Origin of the sequence: Streptomyces sp. CA-249302 (genome assembly GCF_050936785.1) — a bacterium.
Taxonomy (GTDB): Bacteria; Actinomycetota; Actinomycetes; order Streptomycetales; family Streptomycetaceae; genus Streptomyces.
Window position 1 is genome coordinate 3,476,277 of sequence record NZ_JBNJMG010000001.1, and the last position, 17,927, is coordinate 3,494,203.

The following is a 17,927-nucleotide window of genomic DNA, read 5'->3' on the forward strand; positions in this document are numbered from 1 at the left end:
TCAGGAAGGCTCCAGCGGCGTGGTCTCCAGCAGTTCGGCGGCCACCCGGCGGGCCGGCTCCGCGGTCTGCTGCGCGATGCACCGGAAGGTCGCCTCCGCCGAGCGGGCCGGCCAGTCGGACGGCAGGTGCCGCGCGGGCAGCCGGGGGTCCGTGCGGATGGTGCCCAACCACTCGGCGACCAGGCGCAGATGGACGGCCAGCGGGTCGCCGGCGTGGTCGCCGACGTGGGTGATCCAGCGTTTCTCGAAGGCGGCGTAGCGGGCGGCGATGGTCTCCAGGTCCCAGGTGTCCCGGATCATCACGTCGACGTCGGTGGCCGCGTCGGCGTGCGCGTGGAAGATCTTGACGTGGGCGGCGATGCCGAGTTCGGCGACGATCCCGGAGATGTCGATGTCGCCCGGGGCCACCCACAGTCCGCTGTAGAGGGGGCCGAAGCCGGACCAGGTGAGCCGGGAGCGCAGGTCGTGGCGCTGGCGCTGCCAGGCCTCGGGGAGCGAGAAGCCGAGCAGGGTCCAGGTGCCGTCCCAGTCGTCGTTGACGGCGCTGGTGTGCCAGACGCGGGTGCGGCCGTTGTGGAGGATCTGCGTCGCGTGCGGGGTCAGGCCGAAGTACATCCGGCGCCCTTGCCGACGCCGTTGCAGCAGGCCGCGGTTGACCATCCGGGTGAGGGTGGAGCGGACGGCCTGCTCGCCCACCCCGACACGTCCGAGGACGTCGATGACGCTGCCCGAGTACACGCCCAGCGGCCCCTCTTCGAGGACGTGGTCGCCGAAGAAGGCGAGCAGCAGCGACTGCGGGCGCAGCTGCGGCCCGGCCGGCGATTCCGGGGCGGCGCCGGAGTCCCCGGCGTCCGTGTCGGCTGGGTTGACCTGGGAGAGCGTCACGTCGGCAAGGGTACGGCCGCCCGCCGTGGACACGGCGGGCGGCCCTGGCTCAGGGCCGGTACCGGTCGGCCGGGTGGGCGAGGTCATAGGGGCGCGGGTAGGGGGCCGGGTGGTAGGGCACGTAACGCGCGGGCACGGAGGAGTCCTCCTGCGCGGCCCGGGCATTGAGGTCGGCGGGGTCGGTGCCCTGCCAGTGGCCGGTGGCGATACGGGCCTCCAGGGTGTGCAGGGCAGCGGCCTGCTCGGCGCTGCTGAAGTTGCAGTGGCCGGCGCTGTCGACGAAGGCCTGCCGCAGCAGGGGGCCGGAGCCGGCGGCGGTGACCGCTCGGCGGTAGGCGCTCTCGGCCGGTACCGGGATCAGGCCGTCTCCCGTTGTGTGGATGGTGAGTTGGGGCTTGGTCAGCTTGCCGGTGAAGGAGCTGGTGCGGGCCATCGTGGCGACGGCTCCGGCGTCGGCGGCGATCCGCGGGGCGTGGTTCAGCGTGCCGAGGTCCGCCCTCAGGGAGAGGCCGGCCTCTCGGTAGAGCTCGCCGACCTCCTTGAACAGGGGCGAGCGGTGGAGCATGGCCGCGTAGTCGACGCCGGTGTTCCAGGACATGTTGCCGCCGACCCGGCTCTCGGCCTCCTGCCGCCAGGAGAAGGCCGGGAACCTCACCTGGAGCATGAGCGCCTGGTACTGGTTGGCCTGCTGGGCGTCCCAGTCGGTGGGCCCCGGCAGGGTCTGCGAGGGGTCGTTCCAGCCGGGGATGTCCTGGAGGGCGGAGGCCAGCGCGATCCGGGCCCGGCCGGCAGCCGTGTTCTGGGCGCCGGTCACCGCTGTGGCCAGCGTGTCGGCCGCCCGGGCAGCCGCCGCCTGACTCCCCAGGCCGGTCAGGGGGATGTCCGCGCCGGGGGCGAGCAGGGTCTTGAGCGCGAAGACCGGGTCGAGGGTGTTGTTCCAGTTGGCCACACCGCCCTGGAGCAGGCCGCACATGGACAGTGATCCGTTGATCCGGTCCGGGTGCCGTTCGGCGATGGCCGAGGTCACGAGCCCGCCGTAGGAGGTGCCCCAGGCGATGGTGCGGCGGGCCGGGCCGAAGCGGGAGGTGTAGGCGTCGAGGGTGGCGAGTTGGTCCGGCACCGCCTCGGTCACCGCCCAGCCGTCGCTCGCGTACGAGGAGCCGATCAGGGCGTAACCCTCCTTCAGCAGAAGGGACTTGGTGGTGTCGTCGGGGGCGTCGTGCGCGGGGTTGGGCACCCCGGCCGGGTTGTAGCCGTGGCTGTAGAGCAGGACCGTGCCGTTCCAGGAGGCGGGCCGGTCCATCACATAGGTCGCACCGGACGGCAGCGTGCCTTCGACATGGGTGTCGGTCGTCGCCGCCTCGGCCGCCGGGGCGAGCGGTGCGGCGAGCAGGAGGGCCGCCAGGGCGACGAGTGAGTGTCTGCGCATGCGGGACTTCACGAAGCGGACTCCTTTGTCCGGGGGCATGACACCGCGAAGGTAGGCGTGTACATTGCGGCCGTCAAGAAGATGCACAACTTCTAGATCGACGGTCGCCGCGGCCCACCAGCCGCCCGGACTCATCTCGGCCCCGACGGGTCACCCCCCTCAACTCGCCTGATTCAGCGCACGACTACGCAGGCGAATCGTCCTCATTCACCCTTTCCGTCAGGAGGAGCCCCATGCGACGGCGCATTCTCGGGCTTGCGATAGCAGTGGTCACGGCCGCCGGTGCGGCAGGATGCGGATCCTCGTCCGCGGACACCAGCGGTTCATCGGCCTCGGGCAAGACCACCCAGGTGAAGGTGGGCATCGTCCCGATCGTGGATGTGGCACCGCTGTACCTGGGTCAGCAGAAGGGCTTCTTCAGCAGCCGCGGCATCGAGCTGAAGATGGAGAGCGCCCAGGGCGGCGCCGCCATCATCCCCGGTGTGGTGAGCGGGCAGTTCCAGTTCGGGTTCAGCAACACGACGTCCCTGATGATCGCCCAGACCAAGGGAGTTCCGGTGACGTCGGTGGCCAACGGGGACGCCACCACGGGCAACACCACGACCGACGTCAGCGGTGTGGCGGTCAAGAAGGACAGCTCGATCAAGTCCGCGAAGGACCTCGCCGGCAGGACGGTGGCGGTCAACACCCTCCAGAACATCGGCGACACCACCGTCCGTGAGGCCGTACGGAAGGACGGCGGCGACCCCTCCAAGGTCAAGTTCGTGGAGCTGGCCTTCGACCAGATGCCGGCCGCCGTCAGCAGCGGCCAGGTGGACGCGGCCTGGATGGCCGAGCCCGCGCTCACGATCGCCAAGGCCCAGGGCGACCGGGTCGTCACCTCGCCGTTCGCCGAGACCGACCCGAAGCTCACGCTGACGGCGTACTTCACCTCCACGAAGCTGACCAAGTCCAACCCCACGCTGGTGAAGAACTTCGCCGCGGCGATGACCGAGTCGCTCAAGTACGCCACCGCCCACCCGGACGAGGCACGGCAGGCCATCACCACGTACACCAAGATCGACGCCACGGTGCTCAAGGACCTGACGCTGCCGTCCTGGCCGGCCGAGTACGACATGGCCTCCCTGGAGAAGCTGGCCTCGCTCGGCGAGCAGGACGGCATCTTCGGCGACAAGAAGCCCGACCTGACGGCGCTGTTCCAGTGACCCCTTCGGCCATCGCAGCCCCGCAGACGAAGCCCGCCGGGACCGGTGACGGTCCCGGCGGGCCCCCCGCCCGGCGCGGCCCGGGCACCGTCACCGCCCTGCGCGGGCTCGCCGGGCTCGCCGGTCTGGTGGCGGTCCTGGAGGTGCTGCCCCACACCGGCGCGGTCTCGGCCGACTACCTTCCGCCCGCCTCGGAGATCGGCCGCACGCTCGGGCGACTGCTCGGCGAGGGCGGGTTCTGGACGGCTCTCGGCGACACCCTCACCGGCTGGGGCCTGGGCCTGGCCATCGCGGTCGTGGCCGGTGTGGCGGCCGGAGTGGTGATCGGTTCGGTCCCCGTGCTGCGCGCCGTGACCGCCTCCACCATCGAGTTCCTGCGCCCCATCCCCTCGGTGGCACTGATCCCGATCGCGGTGCTGCTCTACGGCACCGACCTCCGGTCCACGCTGCTGCTGGTGGTGTACGCCTCCTTCTGGCAGGTCCTCGTCCAGGTGCTGGCCGGCACGCACGACGTCGACCCGGTAGCGGAGGACACCGCCCGCAGCTACCGACTCGGCGGCTGGGGACGGGTCCGGTACGTCCTGTGGCCCACCGCGCTGCCGTATGTCATGACGGGCATCCGACTGGCGGCCGCCGTGGCACTCGTCCTCGCGATCACCGCGGAACTCGTCATCGGCTCCCCCGGCCTGGGCCACGAGATCGCGATCGCCCAGACCTCCGGCGCCGTGCCCCGCGTGTACGCGCTGGTGCTGGTCACCGGGCTGCTGGGGGTCGCGATCAACCTGGCGGCACGGGCCGTCGAGCGGCGAGCGCTGCACTGGCACCAGTCGCGGCGCACGGAGGGATGACCCGATGAACGTTCTCGCGACGGGCCGACGGATCCTGCTCGTTCTGGGTCTGCCCGCGGTCCTGTTCGCCGTGTGGTGGTTCGCCACCGCGGGCAGCACCGACTTCTACGTCCCACCGCTCTCCGCCGTCCTGCGGAAGTTCGGGGAGGTGTGGACGGGCGAGCGGCTGAGGGCCGACGTCCTGCCGAGCCTCCTGCGGCTCACCGCGGGCTACCTACTAGCCGTCGTCGTCGGTGTCGGACTCGGTCTCGTGGTCGGCACGCACCGCGTCGTAAGGGACGTACTGGAGCCGGTACTCGAGCTCTTCCGCGCCGTCCCGCCCCCGGTGCTGGTGCCCGTGATCATGCTGTTCGCGGGCATCGGCGACACCATGAAGGTCATCGTCATCGCCTGCGGCTGCGTCTGGCCGATCCTGCTCAACACGGTCGAGGGCGTCCGCGCCGTCGACGAGGTGCTCGGCGACACCTGCCGCTCCTACGGCATCACCGGCCCGGCCCGCCTGTGGCATCTGGTGCTGCGCTCGGCGAGCCCGCAGATCGTCACCGGTATGCGGCAGTCGCTGTCGATCGGGATCATCCTCATGGTCATCAGCGAGATGTTCGCCGCCAGCAACGGACTGGGCTTCACCATCGTGCAGTTCCAGCGCACCTTCGCCATCCCCGAGATGTGGAGCGGCATCCTGCTGCTCGGCCTGCTCGGCTTCGCCCTTTCGCTGCTCTTCCGCCTCGCCGAGAACCGGGTCCTGGCCTGGTACCACGGCCTGCGCCACGCACAGCGCAACACCTGAGAAGGAGACGTCGATGCTCGACGTACGCGATCTGCAGAAGACGTATTCCGGACGCAACCGCACCGTCGAGGCGCTGCGTGGTCTCAGCTTCCACATCGATGCCGGCGAACTGGTCTGTCTGGTCGGCCCGTCGGGCTGCGGCAAGACGACCCTGCTGAAGTGCATGGCCGGACTGCTCACCCCCACCGGCGGCGAAGTACGCCTGGACGGCCGCCCGGTCACCGGCCCGCCGCCCGGCATGGCGGTGGTCTTCCAGGAGTACGGCCGCTCGCTGTTCGCCTGGATGAACGTGCGCGACAACGTCGGGCTCCCGCTGCGCCACAAGAAGCTCGGCAGGGCGCGCGAGCGTGAACTCGTCGACCACGCCCTGGAGGTGGTCGGCCTGGCCGACGCCCACCAGGCCTACCCCTGGCAGCTCTCCGGCGGGATGCAGCAGCGCGTGGCGATCGCCCGCGCGGTCGCCTACGAGCCGAAGGTGCTGCTCATGGACGAGCCGTTCGCCGCGGTCGACGCGCAGACCCGCGCGGATCTGGAGGACCTGATCCGGCGGCTGTGGCGCGAGCTGGGCGTCACCGTCCTGTTCGTCACCCACGACATCGACGAAGCGGTCTACCTCGGCCAGCGGACCATCATCCTGTCGAAGTCGCCGACCGTGGTGCTGGAGGACCTGACCATCGATCTGCCCGACGAGCGCGACCAGTTGCACACCCGTTCGAGCACCCGCTTCGGCGAACTGCGCTCGCACGTCTACGAACAGATCCAGCGTGCCAAGCACCACAGCGGCGACACCAAGGCACCCGTCCCGAGCATCGCGGACTCGATCGTCTCGTGATCACCGCGCCGCGGTTGGTCCGTCCCGGCATGCCATCTCCTTGCTCGCGGGCTTCGTCGCCCACGGCGTGCGGGTGCCCGGGCGTCCGGTCAGGGGCCGTCCAGGCGTCGGTCTGAACTATCGCTAAGTATCGTTAAGCAGCTGTCCCGTCCCGTCAAGGGGGCGGGGCCGAGATGAGAACGAGCAGGCGGGGCACGGAGGAAGCAGCTTCCTCCGCGCCCCGCCGGTGTCGTATTTAGAGACCTATCGTGATAGGCAAGCTATGCTTGCGCCGCCCATCCCGAAGAAGGTCTGTCAGCACCCTGGACATCTCTCGGGCGGGGTTGTCACTGTTTCCGGCGTCAAGCCGCTTCACGTCGCAGTGCTTTTCCCTCGATGCCGCCGACTGGTCAGGAGTCGGCCGCGCCGCCCGCCGACGCCATGCCGTCGGCCAGGCCGCGATGCGCAGGCAGTCGGCACCCGACGTCGCTTCCCCATGCCCTCAGCTTCCGGACGTCCCGTCTTCGAGAGGTAGTCATGATCAGGAACAAAAGAGTCCGCATCGCGATCGCCGGCTGCTGTACCGCATTCTTGTTGGCGGCCTGCGAGTCCAACGGGACTACGGAGAGCGGGAGTTCGGCGGCGACCGGAAAGCCGGTGACGGGCGGCACCCTGCGGGCCGTGGAGATCAGCGAACCGCGCAACCTCGATCCGGCCCTGCTCCAGAACACCCTCCAGGGCACGGCGTTCCTGGGCAACGCGCTCTACGGCACCCTGATGGTCACCGACCAGAAGACCGGCGCCATCGAGTACCGGATGGCCACGGGCTTCTCCAGCGAGGACGGCGGTACGACCTTCACGCTCACCCTCAGGAAGGGCCTGAAGTTCTCCGACGGCACCGCGCTCGACGCGGCCGCCGTGAAGTACAACTGGGACCGCATCAAGGACCCCGGCCTGGGCTCGGACTCCCAGCCGTACGCCTCCGTGGTGAAGTCGACGAAGGTGGTCGACGCGACGACCCTCGAAGTCACGCTCAACAGGCCGACCCCCCTCTACGGGGAGCAGGTCGTCACGACCGCGATGAACTGGATCGCCTCGCCCGCCGCGCTGAAGAAGGGCAAGAACTCCTTCGACGCCAGGCCGATCGGCGCGGGCCCCTTCACCCTCCGGTCCTGGACGCGCGGCGGCGCCCTCTCCCTGGTCAGGAACCCGTCGTACTACGACGCTCCGAAGCCCTACCTCGACGGCATCACCCTGACCACCGCCACCGACGCCCAGCAGCGGGTCAACACGCTGACCAGCGGGGGCGCCGACCTCGGGGTCGAGACCGACTGGGAGGCGGTCGGCAAGGACCGGGCGGCGGGCCTCACCGTCACCACCGTGCCCTCCGGCGGCGGCCGCTTCCTGACGCTGAACACCAAGCGGGCGCCCTTCAACGACGTACGCGCCCGGCAGGCGGTCAGCGAGGCGCTCGACGTGGACGCGCTCAACTCGGCCGTCTACGAAGGCAAGGCGGAGACCGCGGCGGGACTCTTCCCGAAGAACAGCCCCTACTACAACGACATAGCCCTGCACACGTACAACAAGCAGGCGGCCCAGAAGCTGTTCGACCAGCTCGCCGCCGACGGCAAACCGGTCACCTTCACCTTCACCACCTTCCCGACCGACAAGGCCCTGGCCGAGGCCGTGCAGGCGCAGCTCAGCGCGTACAAGAACGTCACCGTGAAGATCAACACGGTGGACTGGTCGGAGTCCGGCAAGGTCTACGGCCAGAAGCAGTACGACATGCTGACGTCCACCGCGTTCTTCCTCGACCCGGAGCCGGCGCTGTCCGCCGCGTTCTCCGGCAAGTCGCCCCGCAACGCGTCCTTCATCGCGGACGCCCAGCTCGACGCGGCGCTCCAGAAGGGCAGTTCGGCGACCTCGGAGAAGGACCGCGCCGCCGCGTACCGGACGGTCTCCGAGCGGCTCGCGGCCCTCGACCCCGCCATCCTCATCGCCCGGACCGCGCAGGCCGCGGTGACCAAGAAGGTCGGCGGAGTCGTGCTCGACGGGTCCGGTTCGCCGCTCCCCGCGGAACTGTGGCTGACCAAGTGAGCGAGGAACGTTGACGAACCGAACAAAGCTGACGAAACGAAGCCGTACCGCCTGGTCGGTCGTACGGAAGGCCGGCCGGGGCGTGCTGGTGATGCTCCTGGTGACCTTCGCCCTCGTCGTCCTCATGGCCGGCGCCCCCGGTTCGGTCGCCGAGGTGATCCTCGGCCAGAACGCCACGGCCGCGAACGTGGCGGCGCTCAACAGCGAACTCGGCCTGGACAAGCCGGTGTTGCAACAGTACGGCGACTGGCTCGCCCACGCGGTCCGCGGAGACCTCGGCACCTCGCCGCTCACCAACCAGCCGGTGGGCGGCGCGATCGCCGACCGCATACCGGTGACGCTCGAACTCACCCTGCTGGCAGTGCTGTTCGCCCTCCTGCTGGCGGTGGTGTTCGCCGTACTGTGCGCCGCCTGGCCGGGCAGCCTCCTCGACCGCGCCCTCACCGCGGTCTCCTCGGTGTTCCTCTCCGTGCCCGCCTTCATCGCCGGTCCGGTCCTGATCTACTTCCTCTCGGTACGGCTGGGCTGGTTCCCGGTGATGGGCTGGACCCCGATCGGCCAGGACCTCGGCACCAACCTCCGGTCGGCGGTCATGCCCGCGCTCTCCATCGCCCTGGTGGAGGTCGCGGCCTTCCACCGGCTGCTGCGCACCGACCTGATCACCACCCTCGGCGAGGACTTCGTCAACGCGGCCCGCGCCCGCGGCATGAGCCCGCTGTACGTCATGTTCCGGCACGCGTTCCGGCCCTCGTCCCTGTCGCTGGTCACCATGGTCGGCCTGAGCATCGGCAGACTGGTCGGCGCGACGGCGGTCGCGGAGTCGCTGTTCTCGCTGCCGGGTCTGGGCCAGCTCCTGATCAGCTCCATCGGCACCCGTGACGTGATCATGGTGCAGGGCATGGTCGCCTTCACCGGCATCGTCTGCGTCGCGGTCAACACCCTCGCCGACATCGGTTACGGCATGGTCGACCCCCGCGTCAGGCGGGTGGCGGCGGCATGACGGCCACGGAACCCCGGACGGAGGCCGCGCCGATGCCCGCCGACGGCACACGCCTCCCGGACGTCACCCCGCTGACCGCGCGCAGGTCGGTCCTCAACTGGCTCAGCGGAACCTGGATCGTGCTGATCATCGGCCTCGCCGTCCTGGCGCCGCTGCTCCCGCTGCCGTCGTACTCGATCCCGATCGGATCACCGCACACGGCACCGGACTTCGGCTCCCTGTCGACGGTGCTCGGCACGGACGGCCTCGGCCGGTCGATGCTCTCGCGACTGGTCTACGGGGCCCGCGTCTCCCTCGTGGTCGGCGCCGCCGCCTGTCTGATCGCCTTCGTGGTCGGCACGGTGCTCGGCATGCTCGCCGGCTACTTCCGGAAGTGGTTCGACGGCGTCGTGGTGCTGTTCTCCGACGTCATGCTCGCCTTCCCCGGCCTGGTGCTGCTCCTGGCCCTGGCCTCCATCTACGGCCCCAGCGTCAGGACCCTCGTCGTCGGCATGGGCGTCATGGGCGTCCCACAGTTCCTCCGTCTGGCCCGCGCGCACACGCTGGCCTGGTCCTCGCGGGAGTTCGTGCGGGCGGCGAAGGGGCTCGGCGCGAGCGACACCCGGATCCTGTTCCGGGAGATCCTGCCCAACGTCCTGCCGCCGCTGGCCTCTTACCTCCCGATCGTGCTCTCACACGTCGTGGTCGCGGAGGGCTCGCTCAGCTTCCTGGGGCTGGGCATCCCGGCCCCCCGCCCCTCCTGGGGCGGCATGATCAACGCGGCCAAGGACTCCATCGCCGACCAGCCCTTCCTGGTGTTCGTGCCGGCGACCGCCATCTTCCTCACCGTCTTCGCCCTCAACCAGATCGGCGACGGCCTCAGGAACCGCTTCGACAAGTCGGTCGGGCATTGAGTCCGGCAAGGAAAGGGGTGACGGAGGCCGTGCACAGCCAACCGCTGCTCGAAGTGACCAACCTGCGCGCGTACTTGAGCTCCCGACGCGGTGTCGTGAAGGCCGTCGACGACGTGTCGTTCTCGCTCGGCCACGGCGAGGCCATGGGGCTGGTCGGCGAGTCCGGCTCGGGCAAGTCCATCATGTCCCGCGCGATCATGGGTCTGCTGCCCCGCCGCGGCGACCGGTCCGGGTCCGTCCGATTCAAGGGACAGGAGCTGATCGGTCTGCCCCGCAAGGCGATGAGCGGGATCTGGGGCCCGCAGATCTCCATGGTCTTCCAGGACCCGAGCCGTTCCCTCAACCCGGTGGTCACCGTGGAACGCCAGCTCACCGAGGGCATGCGCAAGCACCTCGGCCTGGGCAGGTCCGAAGCCCGGGCCCGGGCCGTTCGACTCCTGCGCGAGGTGGGCATATCCGATCCGGAGCGCAGGCTGCGCGCCTATCCGCACGAGATGTCGGGCGGGATGTGCCAGCGGGTGATGATCGCCGTGGCACTCGCCTGCGAGCCCGAGCTGCTGATCGCCGACGAACCGACCACCGCCCTCGACGTCACCGTCCAGCGCCAGATCCTGGACCTGCTGCGCCGCGTGCAGCGGGACCGGGCCATGTCGATGATCCTGATCAGCCACAACCTCCCCCTGGTGGCGGGCCGTACCGACCGCATCGCGGTGATGTACGCGGGCCGCCTGGCCGAAACCGGCTCCACCCGGCAGGTGTTCGAGACCCCCCGCCATCGCTACACGCAGGCCCTGCTGGCCGCCACACCCACCATCGCGCACGAACGGCACAGCCTCTTCCCACTGATCCCGGGCTCCCTTCCGAGCCCGTTCGACCCGCCCCCGGGCTGCCGCTTCGCGGCCCGCTGCACCCACGCGTCCGCCGGCTGCCACGAGTTGGGCCCCGGGATGCTCCAGATCGCCGATGGCCGGCACGTGGCGTGCGCCAACCCGGTGGCGGCCCCTGCCACAGCGAAGGACGATCACGATGGCCGGTAGCGGAACGGCACATCTGCGGGGCGCCGAAGCCCTGTTGAGCGTGCGCAACCTGGTGGTCGAGCACCACACCCGCGGGGGCACGGTGCGGGCCGTCTCCGACGTGAGCTTCGACGTCCTGCCGGGCGAGACACTGGGCATCGTCGGCGAGTCCGGGTGCGGCAAGTCGAGCATGGGCCGGGCCGTCCTCAGACTGGGCGAGCTGACCTCCGGGGAGGTCGCCTGCGCCGGCGAACGCATCGACCGCGCCGACCGGAAGAAGCTGCGGTCGCTGCGGCGCGACATGCAGATGATCTTCCAGAACTCGGTGGGGTCGCTGAACCCCCGCCGGCACGTGCGGGAGATCGTCGCCGAGGGCCTGGCCATCGCCGGGGCACCACCCGCCGAGCGGGACAGGCTCGTGGCGGACATGCTCACCGAAGTCGGCCTGGACCCCGACCGCTTCTCCGACCTCCTGCCCAGACAGCTCTCCGGCGGCCAGGCCCAACGCGTGTCCATCGCCCGCGCCCTGGCCCTGAAACCGAAGCTGCTGATCTGCGACGAACCGGTGTCCGCGCTGGACGTCTCGGTACAGGCGCAGATCCTCAACCTGATGGAGAAGCTGAAGCCCGAGTTCGGCCTCACGATCGTCTTCATCGCCCACGACCTCGCGGTCGTACGGTCGGTGAGCGACCGCGTGATGGTCATGTACCTCGGCAAGGTCTGCGAGTTCGGCGACTCCGTCGAGGTCTACGACGATCCGGCCCACCCCTACACACGGGCGCTGCTGGAGTCCGTACCGCTGCCGGATCCGGACGAGCCGTTCGCCGGCTCCCCCCTGCAGGGCGACGTACCCTCCCCGCTCGCACCGCCCAGCGGCTGCCGGTTCCGCGGCAGGTGCCCGCTGGCCCAGGAGCTCTGCGCGCGGGTGGAGCCCGAGATCCGCGAGGTGCGGCCGGGCAGGTTCGCGGCCTGCCACTTCCCGTTGACGACGGAGGCGGCGACGGACACGGCACCGGACCGGAGCTGATCGTTCGTCCCCGAGCCAGGAGGGGCTGTCCGGCATCGGCCGGACAGCCCCTCAGCAGGTTCTTCCTCCGTCATCCACCGGCACCCGCGGCGCCGATCACCAGCGTTCCGCTCAGGGTCCTTCCGTTGCTGACATTGGCCATGTCGACCGTGTAACTGCCGTCGGTGACCTCGTCCGCCGTCGTGAAGACCACGGACTTGGAGTCCTCGGCCCACTTGAAGTACGAGATGTCCAGCGGCGATCCGTCCTTCACGATCGAGAAGGACGCGGACGCGGCGTCCAGGGCCCGGTCGAAGGTCGCGGTGAGCTGATGCGCACCGGTCCGGGTGACCGTCATCGTGGGGTGGGTGCCGGGGTCGGTCGCCGGGATCTTGATCCACAGGGCGGGACGTACGCCGCCGAGCGGGTTGGTCACCAGGCGCCCGTACGAGGCGAGGAAGCCCGCGGAGTTCACGAAGGCGGCGTAGCGCTGGTCCACGCCGGGCGTCCGCAGCCACCACCAGCCCGAACCACCGGAGTTCAGGGTGCTCACCAGCGTCTGGTCGTCGCCGACGTAGGTCTCGTACTCCTGCTGCGACAGCACGAAGACCTTGTCCGTCGTGTCGCTTCCGCCCAGCGTCTTGTAGTCGGTGTTCGGTGTGTTGCCGATGCGGGTGCCGATGATCTTCGCCTGGTCGTCGGCGCTCAAGGAGTCGTAGAAGGTGCCGTTCAGGTAGGAACGCAGCTCGCTGTTCTCCCAAGTCGTGTACAGCGCCTGGCCCGTGGTCGGGTTGTACGCGCTGTTGTAAGCGGCGTCGGTGAGGTCGTCCTCGGCGACGATCAGCTGACGGTCGTCCTTCTTCGCGAGGACGATCCAGTCGCGTCCGCCGAAGGTGACGACGGCGTTGCCGCCGTTGTCGAAGTCGGAGCTGACCGCCGGCGCGGCCGGGTCGCTCAGCGAGACCGTGTTGACCGCGGCGTCGTAGCTCGCGTCGAGACCGACGGTCTTGGCGACGAACAGGAGCGGGACGAACAGTTCACCGTCGACGACCTGCGCGGCGGCGTCCATCATGACGTCCGTGTGCACGACGACCGCGCGGTCGCTGCCCGCGGTGAGCCTGAGCGTCGTGTCGGCGTTCGTGGCGGTCAGTGTCTGCGACGCCTCGTCGTACTCGGTCGTCAGGCCGAGCGACTTGAGTGCGGTCGACGGGACCATGACCTCGCCGTCCTGCACGGTCGCGGGGCTGTCGAGGGTGACGGGCGCGCCGTTGTGGACGACGGCGGTCTTCCCGCCCTCAGCCATGGCCGCGAGTTTCGCCCGGACCCTGGCGGCCGCGTCCACGTACTTCTGCGTGCCGGGGTAGTACGCGGCGCCGAGCATGTGGTTGTCCACCGCGAGGGCCTTGTCGAGATCCGCAGCGGTCGGCCCGCCGGAGGCCTCGTTCTCGCCGGTCTCGTAGATCTCCGCGAGCTTCTCGAGCGCTTCCTGCATCTTGCGGATGGTGCCGTGGTCGGCGATGTCCTCGGCCCGGGTGAAGTACTTCAGCGCCATCGACACCTTCGTCTCACCCGCGGGGATGGGCAGGTCGGGACCGGTGCCGCTCTCGTTGAGATACCAGAAGCCCAGATAGGCGTTGGCGGTGGCGTCGTTCTTCAGGTAGTTCGTGGAGTCGTAGCCGGTGGCCGCCTTCTCCATGTACTGGAGCGCCTCCTCGCCGGCGGTCGTCCCGCTGTCGGGGGCGATACGGCCGAACCAGTAGAGCTCGGCCACATACCGCCAGCCCTTGAAGTCACCCTCCGAGTTCGCGGCCGCCAGGTAGTACGGCAGCGACGCCTTGTAGTCGATCATCTCGGGGTAGACGGCCTTCATCTCGTCGTTCGCGTACGACTCGGCGAGGGCGTGGTAGATGTCGGACTGCGCGGTGCCGCTGTTGTCGAGGCTCTTCAGGTTGGCCAGGCCCGAGTGGACCGCCTTGAGCCCGAAGCGGCGGATGACCGACCAGCCCGACTCACCCTTGATGTTGTTGCCCATGTTCTCGCCGTAGTACGGCGTGTAGATGTTGGACTCGTCGTCCCGCACGAATCCGCCGCGCTCGTAGTAGGTGTAGTTGACGACCGCGTCCAGGGCGCCGATGTCGCCGAGCTTCGCCGACTCGTACCAGTACTTCATGGCCTTCAGGTTGTTCCGGGCCGTGGTGGAGCTCAGGAACTTCCCGTCGTTGTTCGGGTCGCCCGAAGTGGTCGTCGTCCACAGGAGGTTGCCCCGCTGGAACAGATCGGTCGCCTTCTCGTCCGCGTTGAAGTAGACGGAGATGGTGGTCGAGTTGTCGGCGGCGACGGTCACCGACCTGACGGTGGTGTTCCTCTTGTCCAGCTCGTAGCCGCGCGGGGCGTCGAGGTCGTCGCGGGTGAGCCGGACCTTCTCCCCCGCCGTGCCGGTGCGCGTCTCACTGGAGACGGCCTGCGCCGGGTACGTCCCGGACCTGGTCCCCTTGAACCACTGGATCTTGTACGTGGCGGTCGGGGCATCCGCGGCCGATGCCTGCACGCCGGGCAGCATCAGGGCCCCGGCGAGCGCCAGCGTGGTGAGTACGGCTGGACACCTTCGCACTGTTCTGGGCATTTCCCGCCTCTCGGTGAGCGGTTGTCGACTATCACGACCTATCACTAACGCTAGCGAGCGATCGTCAACGTAGTGTTGGCGAAAACGTGTGTCAACGGTTGCGGACGCCTTCGCTCCGGCACGGGAAATCCGGCACGGGAAAGGGAGCAAAGGGGAACAAGAGGGGAACAGGAAGGGAAGGAAAGGGACTTACTGGTCCATCAGGATGCGGTACAGGGTCTGCCGCGCGTTGCGGACGGCCGCGATCGCCTCGTCCATGCGCTCAGGGGGGACCCCGGCGGAGGTCACCTGGCGAGCGGCGTTCTTCAGCCGCTCCATCTCCATGCGCAGCGGCGAGGAGGAGTGCAGTTCGCTGTTGTGGGACGCCGGCCCGCCTTCGGCACCCTCGCCGTCCCGGCCCCGAAGGGCCTGTTCCCGGCCCGCCTCCGTCAGCGCGAAGATACGGCGGCCCTGCACTTCACTGGCCTCGACCAGCCCGCTGTCCTCGAAGGACTGGAGCAGCGGGTACACGGACCCGGGGCTCGGCCGCCAGGTGCCGCCGCTGGAGGATTCGAGCCGGTCCATCAGCTCGTAGCCGTGCGCCGGCCCGTCGAGCAGCGCGGCGAGAAGAAGGCTGGGGACTCTGCCCCGGCGCATGCGGCGACCCTCACCACCACGGTCGTGACTTCCCCTGCTGCGCATTCCGCCTCATCACAGTCTCGAGGAGCTCGCCGCTCTTCGGCCATAGATATATCGGCATCGTATCAGCAGGGAAACCGTCGGCAACACGGCGACTACAACCTCCGGCCGCCACCGTCAACACCTGCTACGACGCTGAATCCGCAAGCCTTGCCCTCGCTATCGCCAACCTTGACAGCGATCGTTAGCGATATATCATCGACACACCGAAGGGAGATGACGTGTACAGCGAAGACTTCCCGATGCCGTACGGATACTTCCGCGGCGGATACGGCGGCGGTGGCCGCCGGGGCCGTCGCGGCGGCCGCTTCCCGTACGGCCGTTACGGCCCCGCCGGCGGCGGATGGCCCGGCTTCGGCAGGCGCTACGGCGGCGGCCGGCGCGTACTGCTGACCCTGCTCAAGGCCGAAGGCCCGCGCAGCGGCGGCCAGTTGGCTCAGGCGTTGCAGACCCGCGGCTACGGCCCGCGGTACTCCGACCCGGCCTTCGTCCACGACATGCTGCGGCAGCTCGAGAGCGAGGCGCTGGTCCGCGGCACGGACGGCGCCGACGCGGCAGGCCGGACGTACGAACTGACCGAATCCGGCACGGCGTTCACGGACCGCCTGAACGACCCCGCCGCCCCCTGGGGCCTCCCCGGCGAAGGCACGCTCGCCCTCCAGCAGGCGATCCACGCGACGTCGGCCGCCGCCCGGCAGGTGGCCCTCGACGGCGGTGCCGAAGCTCCCGCGGAGGCGGTGCGCCTGCTCGACGAGACCCGCAAGCGGCTGTACCGCCTGCTGGCGGACGACGCCCGCTGACCGCAAACCAGACAACGCCCCGATCCCCACTGGGAGACGACATGGCAGGCAGGCCTCCGGGCGCCCCCGACAAGCCCGCGGAGAAGATCGACCTCACCGGACACATCGCCACCTCGCTCAACAGCGCCATGGAACGCGGCCGGCCCGCGGTGGTGGCCGTGGTCGCCGTGGACGGCACCCCGTCCGTGTCGTTCCGGGGCAGCATCCACGTGCACTCGCGCGACCAGGTCGCCATCTGGGTGCGCAAGCAGGACGAGGGGCTGGCCGTCGACGTGGCCGAGAACCCCGCGGTCTCGATCCTCTACTACGACCCCGAGCAGGGGCCGGACCCCTCGGTCGGCGCCCGGCGCATCGTGATCAAGGGGCGGGCCCGCGTGGAGCCGTCGCTCGACGACACCGTCTACGCCGGGATCCCCCAGGTGGAGCGCGAACGGGACGCCGAGCGCCAGGGCGTCGCCGTCATCGTCGACGTCGACTCGGTCATCGGCTTCGGCGGCACCGGCCCCATCAAGATGGCGCGCTGACGACCCATCACGACATTCAGGCAGCGAAGGGAAACCCATGAGCCCCGACCTCAACCAGTCCCCCGAGCTCGACAACAGCACGGACGCGCACAGCATCCACCACGTCAACTTCCCCATCACGGACCCCGCCAGGACGGAGGAGTGGTACGGCAAGGTCTTCGGGATGCGGCGCATCATCCCGCGCGGCCGCTCCGGCTCGGCGAACGCACCGCAGATCCAGGCCCTGTTGATGACCCACGGCAACTTCGACCTGCACTTCTCGCCGATCAGCGACCTGGACCCCAAGATCCACTACCACTTCGCGATAGAGGTGGAGGACTTCCAGGCCTTCCTGGGCCACCTCGACAAGCTCGGCGTCCCCTACGACGAGCCGTACACCCGGCCGCAGAACAACTCCAGCACCACCACGATCCACGACCCCGACGGCCACCACGTCGAGATCACCCACCACGCCGGCCGGGAGTGGTGACCGCATGCCCTACGCCTCCACCGACGACGGCGACGTCTACTACGAGTCCAAGGGCGAGGGCCCGGCCCTTGTCCTGCTGCACGGCGGCGGCGGCAACCACGCCGCCTGGTACCAGCAGGTCCCGCACTTCCAGCAGCGCTACCGGGTCATCACCATCGACCTGCCGGGCTTCGGTCTCTCACTGATCAAGTCCGGGAAGTTCGACACCGGCCTGCACCCGGCCGCGATCGAGGCGGTGCTCGACCACGCCGGGGTCGACCGCGCCTTCGTGGTCACGCAGTCGCTCGGCGGCTACAGCGGCCTGTCCTTCACGGTTCACCACACCGACCGCATCGCGGGGATCGTCATGACGAGCACCCTCGGCCCGGTCGGCGACGAGATCTCCGAGCTCAACGCCAAGGGCCGCGAGCAGGTCCGCCACCTCTCCGTGGCCGACTTCCTGCTCACCAAGGAGTTCCAGGAGAAGGAGCCGGAGCGCGTGCACCTGTTCTTCCAGATCGGCAGCTTCAACCAGACCGGCCCCGGCCGGCCCAACCGGCTCGCCAACTCCCTCCAGGGATCCGTCTCCATCCAGCAGATGCGCGACGCCATCGAGGCGGGCGTCAGCATCTCGGTCCTGGAGGGCGGCGCCGACGTCATGGTCTACCAGCCGGCCTACGCCCGCCTGCGCGAACTCCTCCCGGAGGCCGACGTACGACTCGTCGAGGGCGCGCCGCACTCGGACTACTGGGAGAACCCCGGGCGGTTCAACTCCGTGGTCGACGAGATCCTCGACCGCGCATACGAGGCGACCTGAACGAGTCCCCTCCCCGCGGACTCCACCCGGCGGCCGGGAGCGCCCGCTCCCGGCCGCCGC

General features: G+C 69.6%; 17 protein-coding genes. 13 read left to right on the plus strand and 4 right to left on the minus strand.

Annotation, left to right across the window (positions count from 1 at the left end):
• A complete protein-coding gene (locus ACQEWB_RS15615; protein WP_432843835.1) occupies positions 1–804 on the minus strand; it encodes a PaaX family transcriptional regulator in 804 nt (267 codons plus the stop codon).
• Between the two features lie 130 nt (positions 805–934).
• Complete coding sequence (locus ACQEWB_RS15620) at positions 935–2,314, minus strand: alpha/beta hydrolase family protein (RefSeq protein ID WP_432843837.1); 1,380 nt, start codon at positions 2,312–2,314, stop codon at positions 935–937.
• A gap of 233 nt (positions 2,315–2,547) precedes the next feature.
• On the opposite strand from ACQEWB_RS15620, the gene ACQEWB_RS15625 reads away from it, so the two are divergent.
• The 9 genes from ACQEWB_RS15625 to ACQEWB_RS15665 all read left to right on the plus strand — a co-directional run bounded on the left by ACQEWB_RS15625 (position 2,548) and on the right by ACQEWB_RS15665 (position 11,998).
• Positions 2,548–3,519 carry an ABC transporter substrate-binding protein gene (locus ACQEWB_RS15625; RefSeq protein ID WP_432831252.1) on the plus strand — a complete coding sequence of 324 codons (972 nt, stop codon included), beginning with the start codon at positions 2,548–2,550 and terminating at the stop codon, positions 3,517–3,519.
• Between the two features lie 98 nt (positions 3,520–3,617).
• Positions 3,618–4,367 carry an ABC transporter permease gene (locus ACQEWB_RS15630; protein ID WP_432843839.1) on the plus strand — a complete coding sequence of 250 codons (750 nt, stop codon included), beginning with the start codon at positions 3,618–3,620 and terminating at the stop codon, positions 4,365–4,367.
• 4 nt (positions 4,368–4,371) lie between these two features.
• On the plus strand, positions 4,372–5,154 hold the full coding sequence (locus tag ACQEWB_RS15635) for an ABC transporter permease (RefSeq protein ID WP_432831254.1): 783 nt from the start codon (positions 4,372–4,374) through the stop codon (positions 5,152–5,154).
• A gap of 13 nt (positions 5,155–5,167) precedes the next feature.
• Complete coding sequence (locus ACQEWB_RS15640; RefSeq protein ID WP_432831256.1) at positions 5,168–5,986, plus strand: ABC transporter ATP-binding protein; 819 nt, start codon at positions 5,168–5,170, stop codon at positions 5,984–5,986.
• 516 nt (positions 5,987–6,502) lie between these two features.
• Positions 6,503–8,062 carry an ABC transporter substrate-binding protein gene (locus ACQEWB_RS15645; RefSeq protein WP_432831258.1) on the plus strand — a complete coding sequence of 520 codons (1,560 nt, stop codon included), beginning with the start codon at positions 6,503–6,505 and terminating at the stop codon, positions 8,060–8,062.
• A gap of 10 nt (positions 8,063–8,072) precedes the next feature.
• Complete coding sequence (locus ACQEWB_RS15650) at positions 8,073–9,062, plus strand: ABC transporter permease (RefSeq protein ID WP_432831260.1); 990 nt, start codon at positions 8,073–8,075, stop codon at positions 9,060–9,062.
• The gene (locus ACQEWB_RS15655; protein WP_432831262.1) at positions 9,059–9,955 is read left to right on the plus strand and encodes an ABC transporter permease; all 897 of its coding nucleotides are present in this window, start codon (positions 9,059–9,061) and stop codon (positions 9,953–9,955) included. Before ACQEWB_RS15650 ends, ACQEWB_RS15655 begins: the two co-directional genes overlap by 4 nt.
• 17 nt (positions 9,956–9,972) lie before the next feature.
• Positions 9,973–10,992 (plus strand): ABC transporter ATP-binding protein, encoded by a 1,020-nt coding sequence (locus ACQEWB_RS15660; protein WP_432831264.1) that lies wholly within the window; start codon positions 9,973–9,975, stop codon positions 10,990–10,992.
• Positions 10,982–11,998, plus strand: coding sequence for an ABC transporter ATP-binding protein (locus ACQEWB_RS15665; protein ID WP_432831266.1), 1,017 nt, complete (start codon positions 10,982–10,984; stop codon positions 11,996–11,998). The genes ACQEWB_RS15660 and ACQEWB_RS15665 overlap by 11 nt, the downstream gene beginning before the upstream one ends.
• Positions 11,999–12,068: 70 nt before the next feature.
• Here ACQEWB_RS15665 and ACQEWB_RS15670 read toward each other — a convergent pair whose 3' ends face one another.
• Both ACQEWB_RS15670 and ACQEWB_RS15675 read right to left on the minus strand, forming a co-directional pair.
• Positions 12,069–14,600 (minus strand): DUF6273 domain-containing protein, encoded by a 2,532-nt coding sequence (locus tag ACQEWB_RS15670; protein WP_432831268.1) that lies wholly within the window; start codon positions 14,598–14,600, stop codon positions 12,069–12,071.
• Between the two features lie 189 nt (positions 14,601–14,789).
• Entirely contained in the window at positions 14,790–15,236 is a 447-nt protein-coding gene (locus tag ACQEWB_RS15675) for a PadR family transcriptional regulator (protein ID WP_432831270.1), read from the minus strand.
• A gap of 263 nt (positions 15,237–15,499) precedes the next feature.
• Between ACQEWB_RS15675 and ACQEWB_RS15680 the strand changes: the two genes are divergently transcribed.
• The 4 genes from ACQEWB_RS15680 to ACQEWB_RS15695 are packed head-to-tail and all read left to right on the plus strand — an operon-like array spanning position 15,500 to position 17,867.
• Positions 15,500–16,078 carry a hypothetical protein gene (locus ACQEWB_RS15680; RefSeq protein WP_432831272.1) on the plus strand — a complete coding sequence of 193 codons (579 nt, stop codon included), beginning with the start codon at positions 15,500–15,502 and terminating at the stop codon, positions 16,076–16,078.
• 41 nt (positions 16,079–16,119) lie between these two features.
• The gene (locus ACQEWB_RS15685; RefSeq protein ID WP_432831274.1) at positions 16,120–16,602 is read left to right on the plus strand and encodes a pyridoxamine 5'-phosphate oxidase family protein; all 483 of its coding nucleotides are present in this window, start codon (positions 16,120–16,122) and stop codon (positions 16,600–16,602) included.
• A 37-nt stretch (positions 16,603–16,639) separates the two neighbouring features.
• A complete protein-coding gene (locus tag ACQEWB_RS15690) occupies positions 16,640–17,071 on the plus strand; it encodes a VOC family protein (protein WP_432831276.1) in 432 nt (143 codons plus the stop codon).
• Positions 17,072–17,075: 4 nt separating this feature from the next.
• The gene (locus ACQEWB_RS15695) at positions 17,076–17,867 is read left to right on the plus strand and encodes an alpha/beta fold hydrolase (protein ID WP_432831278.1); all 792 of its coding nucleotides are present in this window, start codon (positions 17,076–17,078) and stop codon (positions 17,865–17,867) included.
• The last annotated feature ends 60 nt before the right edge of the window (positions 17,868–17,927 follow it).

Excerpts from the sequence above, each read along its gene's own strand:
- ACQEWB_RS15665 (WP_432831266.1), top strand. The coding sequence starts at position 10,982 with ATGGCCGGTAGCGGAACGGCACATCTGCGGGGCGCCGAAGCCCTGTTG.
- ACQEWB_RS15675 (WP_432831270.1), bottom strand. The coding sequence starts at position 15,236 with ATGCGCCGGGGCAGAGTCCCCAGCCTTCTTCTCGCCGCGCTGCTCGAC.
- ACQEWB_RS15690 (WP_432831276.1), top strand. The coding sequence starts at position 16,640 with ATGAGCCCCGACCTCAACCAGTCCCCCGAGCTCGACAACAGCACGGAC.
- ACQEWB_RS15655 (WP_432831262.1), top strand. The coding sequence starts at position 9,059 with ATGACGGCCACGGAACCCCGGACGGAGGCCGCGCCGATGCCCGCCGAC.
- ACQEWB_RS15685 (WP_432831274.1), top strand. The coding sequence starts at position 16,120 with ATGGCAGGCAGGCCTCCGGGCGCCCCCGACAAGCCCGCGGAGAAGATC.
- ACQEWB_RS15625 (WP_432831252.1), top strand. The coding sequence starts at position 2,548 with ATGCGACGGCGCATTCTCGGGCTTGCGATAGCAGTGGTCACGGCCGCC.
- ACQEWB_RS15670 (WP_432831268.1), bottom strand. The coding sequence starts at position 14,600 with ATGCCCAGAACAGTGCGAAGGTGTCCAGCCGTACTCACCACGCTGGCG.
- ACQEWB_RS15695 (WP_432831278.1), top strand. The coding sequence starts at position 17,076 with ATGCCCTACGCCTCCACCGACGACGGCGACGTCTACTACGAGTCCAAG.
- ACQEWB_RS15640 (WP_432831256.1), top strand. The coding sequence starts at position 5,168 with ATGCTCGACGTACGCGATCTGCAGAAGACGTATTCCGGACGCAACCGC.
- ACQEWB_RS15620 (WP_432843837.1), bottom strand. The coding sequence starts at position 2,314 with ATGCGCAGACACTCACTCGTCGCCCTGGCGGCCCTCCTGCTCGCCGCA.
- ACQEWB_RS15635 (WP_432831254.1), top strand. The coding sequence starts at position 4,372 with ATGAACGTTCTCGCGACGGGCCGACGGATCCTGCTCGTTCTGGGTCTG.
- ACQEWB_RS15645 (WP_432831258.1), top strand. The coding sequence starts at position 6,503 with ATGATCAGGAACAAAAGAGTCCGCATCGCGATCGCCGGCTGCTGTACC.